Origin of the sequence: Pseudoalteromonas rubra (assembly GCF_000967655.1) — a bacterium.
GTDB lineage: Bacteria > Pseudomonadota > Gammaproteobacteria > Enterobacterales > Alteromonadaceae > Pseudoalteromonas > Pseudoalteromonas rubra_A.
This window is the reverse complement of record NZ_JXYA01000012.1, coordinates 26416-32842: the sequence shown is the minus strand read 5'-3', so window position 1 is coordinate 32842 and position 6427 is coordinate 26416. Positions and strand designations below refer to the sequence as shown.

The 6427-nt window shown below is 47.0% G+C and carries 4 protein-coding genes; all 4 read right to left on the bottom strand.

The annotated features are described in order from the left end of the window. Positions 1-506: 506 nt before the first annotated feature. The gene (locus TW77_RS06730) at positions 507-1355 is read right to left on the bottom strand and encodes a hypothetical protein (protein ID WP_052713082.1); all 849 of its coding nucleotides are present in this window, start codon (positions 1353-1355) and stop codon (positions 507-509) included. Between the two features lie 354 nt (positions 1356-1709). Beyond that, a complete protein-coding gene (locus TW77_RS06725; protein WP_052713081.1) occupies positions 1710-2906 on the bottom strand; it encodes a serine hydrolase domain-containing protein in 1197 nt (398 codons plus the stop codon). A gap of 124 nt (positions 2907-3030) precedes the next feature. Beyond that, positions 3031-3459, bottom strand: coding sequence for a DUF3019 domain-containing protein (locus TW77_RS06720; RefSeq protein ID WP_082078861.1), 429 nt, complete (start codon positions 3457-3459; stop codon positions 3031-3033). A gap of 31 nt (positions 3460-3490) precedes the next feature. Further along, entirely contained in the window at positions 3491-4354 is an 864-nt protein-coding gene (locus TW77_RS06715; RefSeq protein ID WP_046004204.1) for a MipA/OmpV family protein, read from the bottom strand. Positions 4355-6427 lie beyond the last annotated feature (2073 nt).

The window sequence follows — 6427 nt, the reverse complement described above, 5'->3', positions numbered from 1 at the left end:
GCGCGAGAGGGGATTGAGACACGGTTTCAGTGCCATGCTCGGTGTTGAGCGCAGCTGCATTCCCCGCGCGAGAGGGGATTGAGACAGATAATTTTTGATTTATCTGGTCTGAGGTTGCGCTGCATTCTCCGCGCGAGAGGGGATTGAGACAGCTGGTATGTCATTGACTGGTACAACTAAGGTGTCGCTGCGTTCCGCGCGAGAGGGATTGAGACATTGTTTGCATAATCCCCTTCGAACATGTCGGCGCTGCGTTCCCCGCATTAGAGGGGATTAAGACTTAATCAATGCCAACTCAAACTCTTGAGATTGCACGTTTGGCAACGCTCAGGTACATAACAGAATGCTCAGGCCCATCCGTCCATTTGGTCGTTAGCCAAGTCGATACCGGATCAAGTCCGGTATAACAAAGGTGTGATGATCGAGTGCTACCAAACTCAGCCATATTCCGCTAGCCCAAAATACTGGGCAAACGCAGCGGTTGAGCATAGGTACAGACAGCCAGTTTATAACTTGGGCCTGAATTGCTCGATGATTTGCGCATCCACCCAATAGGGGCCGCCAATAAAATAGCGGCTGCCGTCTTCTCTTGTTTTAGTCTCACCACGCCAGAAGAACAGGTATTTACCATCCGGCGTTACTTTGGGGCGTTGCTCGTAAAGTGGCGTATTTATCTTGTCGCCCATATTGATGGCTTCTCCCCAGTTGCCGTCTGGCTGTCGGAAGCTGATGTAAATATCAGGTGTGTTTTCGCCGTCCTTTTCAGCATCCCACATAAGATACGATTCGTCTGGTGCAACAAAAGGATGGGCAATGTACTTGCCTTTGTTGACCGCTTTGCTCATTTTTATCGGTGTTTCGTACTTACCATTGACCCGGCGTGAATAACTTAAATGCCCGCTGCCGTCGTCAAAATTTAACACGTAAAAGAAAATGGTATCGGCAGCCGAGCGGGCATAGCCAATAATAGGAATATCTTCAAATGGTGCCATTTTTTTTATTTCTGATACGGGCGGGCTATAGCGCGACTGATAGGCGCTGGCCTCATCAGCAGGGACTGTTTTCCAGCGCCAGTTGTTGCTTGTGTATTGCATTGCCATTAATGTGCCTCGTCCGTATTCACCGCCATAGCGGGTAAAAGACAGTTCAGTCATGTTGGGTAAAAACAACACTTCTGATTCAAGGTGTCTGTCGGTTGAAATCACCCCGGGCGCAAAAGGCTGAGGTGTCAGCCCCGGAGAAGGTTGGCCAAGATAAGGGCCTTTAAATTCAGGCGTGTGAGCATGTGCATGACTGCTATGGCTGGTTGTCAATGTAGCAAGTAATAACGGAAAAATTCGATGAACAAAGTGCATGGCGGTTCCTTATTTTTCTGGCTTTTTATGGCTTAAATAAGATGATGAAGCCTCTACAGTAACGTACTGGTTGTTTACTGCCTGATTTTGCATTGATTTTTGATTGATTTAATTCTGCTAAGAAAATTCGGCTGCTTTTGGTTTTTCAAACTAAACATTCTCAGCTTTGCAAAGTGAGTTTAAGGTTTTGATTAATAAGCTTATTACTTTGATGTAGAGTCGAGCAGATTGGCGCATCATGGATGAATCAAAGTGCACATTGTGGAGCTATTGAATACTCCCTGTAGTGGCCAAATTCACTCTGCCACTGCACAGCTGTTAAAAAGGGGCAATACTCTCAGCCCCCTTTTACTCCTACTCAACAGCCGGGGCTTTTGTCAGTTCTGTAAGCAGAAAGTCAAATAATCCGTATTCTGCATTGACGCATTCCTCACTGCTAAACCCACAGCTCAAAAACAGCACAATGCTGGTATCGTGACTTTCAATGTAGGCATTCTGAGTGGAGTAACCATGGTTACCGCCGCTATGTTCGTATACGGTGGCATTTGGATAAGTGTGTTTCATCATACCCAGCGCGTATTGAGTGTTGTCATCTTCGCGAACAAGACTATCACGGCCGCGCAATAACCCATGTAATGACTCACTCGCAAAGTCTGGATTTTTAAACAGGCTACGGGTGAGCAGTGCCAGATCAGCAACCGAAGAGGCCACCGGTGTTGCGTTTGACCAGATGGAACTAAACAGCGGGCCGACATTCATGAACTCGCCGTCGATATAATCATAGCCCGGCGTTAATTCGCCCTTGTCCTGCTCATAGCCGATAGCAAATGTTGCATCCAGTGATAAAGGCGTAATAATGCGGTTTCGTATCTCAATGGCGTTATGATATCCCAGCACTTTATCCAGTATCATGCCTGCAAGTGTGTAATTGGTGTTGGAATAATGAACGCTGGTACCGGGTTTAAAATAACCGGGGTGATTCAGTGCGTACTTTGTCAGACTCTCGTTGGTGACAGGCAACGCCGGATTAGCGAGTTTGTCTTCTACATAGGTATTTTTATCTGAATAGTTGTAAATACCACTGCTGTGATTAAGCAGTTGTCTTAGTGTGACTTGGTCACTGTATTGGATCTGATCCAGCAAAGTGGCTGGTAACCAGGTATCGAGCGTGTTGTCCAGATCCAGCATGCCGTCTTCATGTAGCATGGTGGCCAGCAGCGCGGTAAAAATTTTGCCAGAACTGGCAATATGAAAGCTGCTGCTAATATCCATCGGGGTATGCCGCTCCAGGTCTGCGACCCCCGCAGCTCCTGTGAATTCGTGTTCGGGGGTCCTCACATACAGCAGTATTCCTGGCACTTCGTCCGACACCAGCTGATCTATCAGTGCCTGGTAATCCAGAGTTTTACTCTCAGCCTGCACTACTTCGGCTTTTTTTACCGGCTCTGGTTGAATTGCCGCTGTATGCTTATCTGAACCGCCACAAGCGCCCAGACCAAGACAAATCGACGCCATCAGTACACTATGTTTTATCTTTGATGTAAGTTGCATTGCATATCCTTTAGGTAGTTTGCTTAAGTGAAACCATCCTAAAAGAAGTCAGTATGTGAAGGTGTACCAAGGGCTACCAATGTGTATCAAAGTGTATCAAGATACGCTGTTTACAAATATAGGATTAAAACATCCGCCATGACGCAGGTGAACGGCCCGAACGTTTGTATACCCACATCAGCTTGAGTTCACGTTTGGCAAGTTCCACGCCATCTCCTTGGTAAAGTGTAAATACAACAGGCTCTGTGGTCACTATAGTTTGTTCAATATAGCCACTTTGTGCCCCTATCCAACACTTTAACACCTCCTGAGAATGAGAGGATTTGAGGCAATACGTACCTCCTGCTTGTGTCTGCCATTGCACTTTCACATCAACGTGACATTTATCTCCTTGCGTAACAGAGACACACTGAGTTGGCGATAATTCCAGTCGGTGTCTGCTCAGCTCAGGGTCATCAGGCTTTGCCTGAAGATGGCCACACAATAACCAACCCTGACATGTAAAACACAGGATCATGAGCAAACCGGCTCGGTTCTTTTGAATTCTTTTCATAACGCTATAACAGTAGATACTTTCAACTTGGTCAGAACACAAAGCTCACTAAAATCCCCAGCTCAGATACATGTCCATCACGGTTTTCAGCTCTGTTGAACATAGCTACCCACGGACTGTTATTGATACTGCGCGGCATATGGCTGTATTTAAAATAGGTTTCAAACATCCAGTGTTGTGAAATGGGATACAACGCCCCAATTTCTGCACTAACCTCTGTCCCGGAGGAAGTGGAATAGGCAGGAAACATATACGTCGCTATCTCCTTGGGCACACCAAAATAGTAATTGATGATTTCCTCCGAGCGATAAACTAACCCCGTATTGGCATACAGCTGCCAGTTTTTATACTGAAAAGATTGATCGACCCATAAAGAGGCAAACATGCCATCATCATACTCCCGGTTAAACGAGTATGGTGCCCAGCTGAACTGGACTGTGGTTTTGTTAAAAGAACCTGTGGCCCGCACGCCCAGCATTTGGGTTGATTTACGATAATGTACGGTCGGCTTATTGTTCTGCCAGCCGGGAAAGTCAAGGCTTTGATGCGCCTTGAGGGTGATAACATCAAAGTTCCAACCGTCGGGGTTGTAAAAATTATACCCAACACGCGTGCCATCATTAAGCATTCTGTAATTAGTCAGCTCAGCAAACAAGCCATTCGCTAACTGATAACGGGCATTGATAAATGCTGAAGCCCCACTTCCTTGATGATCCCGCGCTCTGTTTGGCGTTGAGGCCCGGTAGCCAAGTCCTAGCTTAACAAACCCGCCCTCAAGCGCTTCATCGTCCTCGCTTTGCATGCTTTCTTGCGCAGCAAACCCCGAATGAGAACTCAAAACAAGTAACGAAACCAGTGAAACGCGTAACCACGCTCTGGCATATATCGAATTCATGCTTATTCCATCTAATTAATAATGCGTATCTAGCGCAATAATAAATGTACACGCTCGGAAAATATGTACCAAAGTGTACCTATTTATGAGTATGAGTGTGATGTATGGGCTGAGGAACAAGCCGCTGCATTCCCCGCGAGAGAGGGGATTAAGACGTCTATTCGGTAGATGACATCTGCAATGTCAAAAGCTGCGTTCCCGGTATGAGAGGGGATTGAGACATATACTCCGTAACAAACGCCTCAGTTTTTTCCGGCTGTATTCCCCGCACGAGAGGGGATTGAGACTTATAAACTGCAGTGCTCACTTCATAAAAAAGCTTTGTTTGGATACTCCCCAGTTAACTATCCAACTTTGTTCACATTGATGACCAACCACTCATCGTCATTCCGCACTTGCTGCGGAATCTACCAGCAAGCCACACGGAAGTAGCATAGCGATTAGGCTGACAGTCTCAACCGAACATCTATTTGCCTGCAAGCAGATACCGGATCAAGTCCGGTATGACAGAGGTGGGGTATTTGGTTTTGTGCTGAGGTTTGGCAGTTGGTAATGACTGGCAAACTGAACGATACTAGCGACTTATCCATCGCCCGAGCTCACGGCTGGCAATAACTCTGAAAGCAAGGGTTTGGATGCTCCCCGTTTGATGGGGGATTAAGAAAAACCATCTGAATCAAACCTTAAGAAGCCAGCGGGTTGGATGCTCCCCGTTTGATAGGGGATTAAGACTTAATTAATGCTTCTACTAAATTAACATTACCAAAAGGTTGGATGCTCCCCGTTTGATAGGGGATTAAGACTGTGTTTATTGGCGTTCATATTATTTCCTCTTAGGTTGGATGCTCCCCGTTTGATAGGGTGAACGCCGCCCGGAAAAAGCATCGCTTTTTCAGGCGTGAACGCGAGGCAACGGACGCCGAGCTGGTTACTGCTTCATGGACGAATCAATGTGCACATTACTGACCTATTAGATGCTCCCCGTTTAATAGGGGATTAAGACCGAATGTTTTTACTGTATACAGCAAAAGCTTTATTGTTTAGATACTCCCTGCTTGTGGATCGTGATTACCAACCATTCACAGTCATTCCGCACTCGCTGCGGAATCTACCAACAAGCAACTCGGAAATAGCGTAGCGATTAGACTGACAGTCTCAACCGAACATTTATTTGCCTGTAAGCAGATACCGGATCAAGTCCGGTATGACAGAAGTGGGGTATTTGGTTTAGTGCTCAGGTTTGGCAATTGGTACTGACTGACAAACTGGACGATACTAGCGACTTATCCACTGTCCGAGTCCACGGCTGGCAAGGCCTCTGGAAGTAAGAGGTTGGATGCTCCCCGTTTGATAGGGTGAACGCCGCCCGGAAAAAGCATCGCTTTTTCAGGCGTGAACGCGAGGCAACGGACGCCGAGCTGGTTACTGCTTCATGGACGAATCAATGTGCACATTACTGACCTATTGGATGCTCCCCGTTTTATAGGGTGAACGCCGCCCGGAAAAAGCATCGCTTTTTCAGGCGTGAACGCGAGGCAACGGACGCCGAGCTGGTTACTGCTTCATGGACGAATCAATGTGCACATTACTGACCTATTGGATGCTCCCCGTTTGATAGGGGAAATAGCGTTGTGATTAGACTGGCAGTCTCAACCGAACACCTATTTGCCAGCAAGGAGATACCGGGTCAAGCCCGGTATGACGGCGGTGTGGGTATTTGCGTTGTGATTAAATAAGCAGTCTCAACCGAACATCTATTTGCCAGCAAGGAGATACCGGGGCAAGTCCGGTATGACAGAGGTGGGGTATTTGCGTTGTGGTTAAATAAGCACTCTCAACCGAACACCCATTTGCCTGTCTGCAGATACCGGGTCAAGCCCGGTATGACGGCGGTGTGGGTATTTGCGTTGTGATTAAATAAGCAGTCTCAATCGAACATCTATTTGCCTGTAAGCAGATACCGGATCAAGTCCGGTATGACAGGTGCGGGTATTTGCGTTGTGTTTAAATAAGCAAGCTCAATCAAGCACCCATTTGCCGGTCTGCAGATACCGGGGCAAGCCCGGTATGACA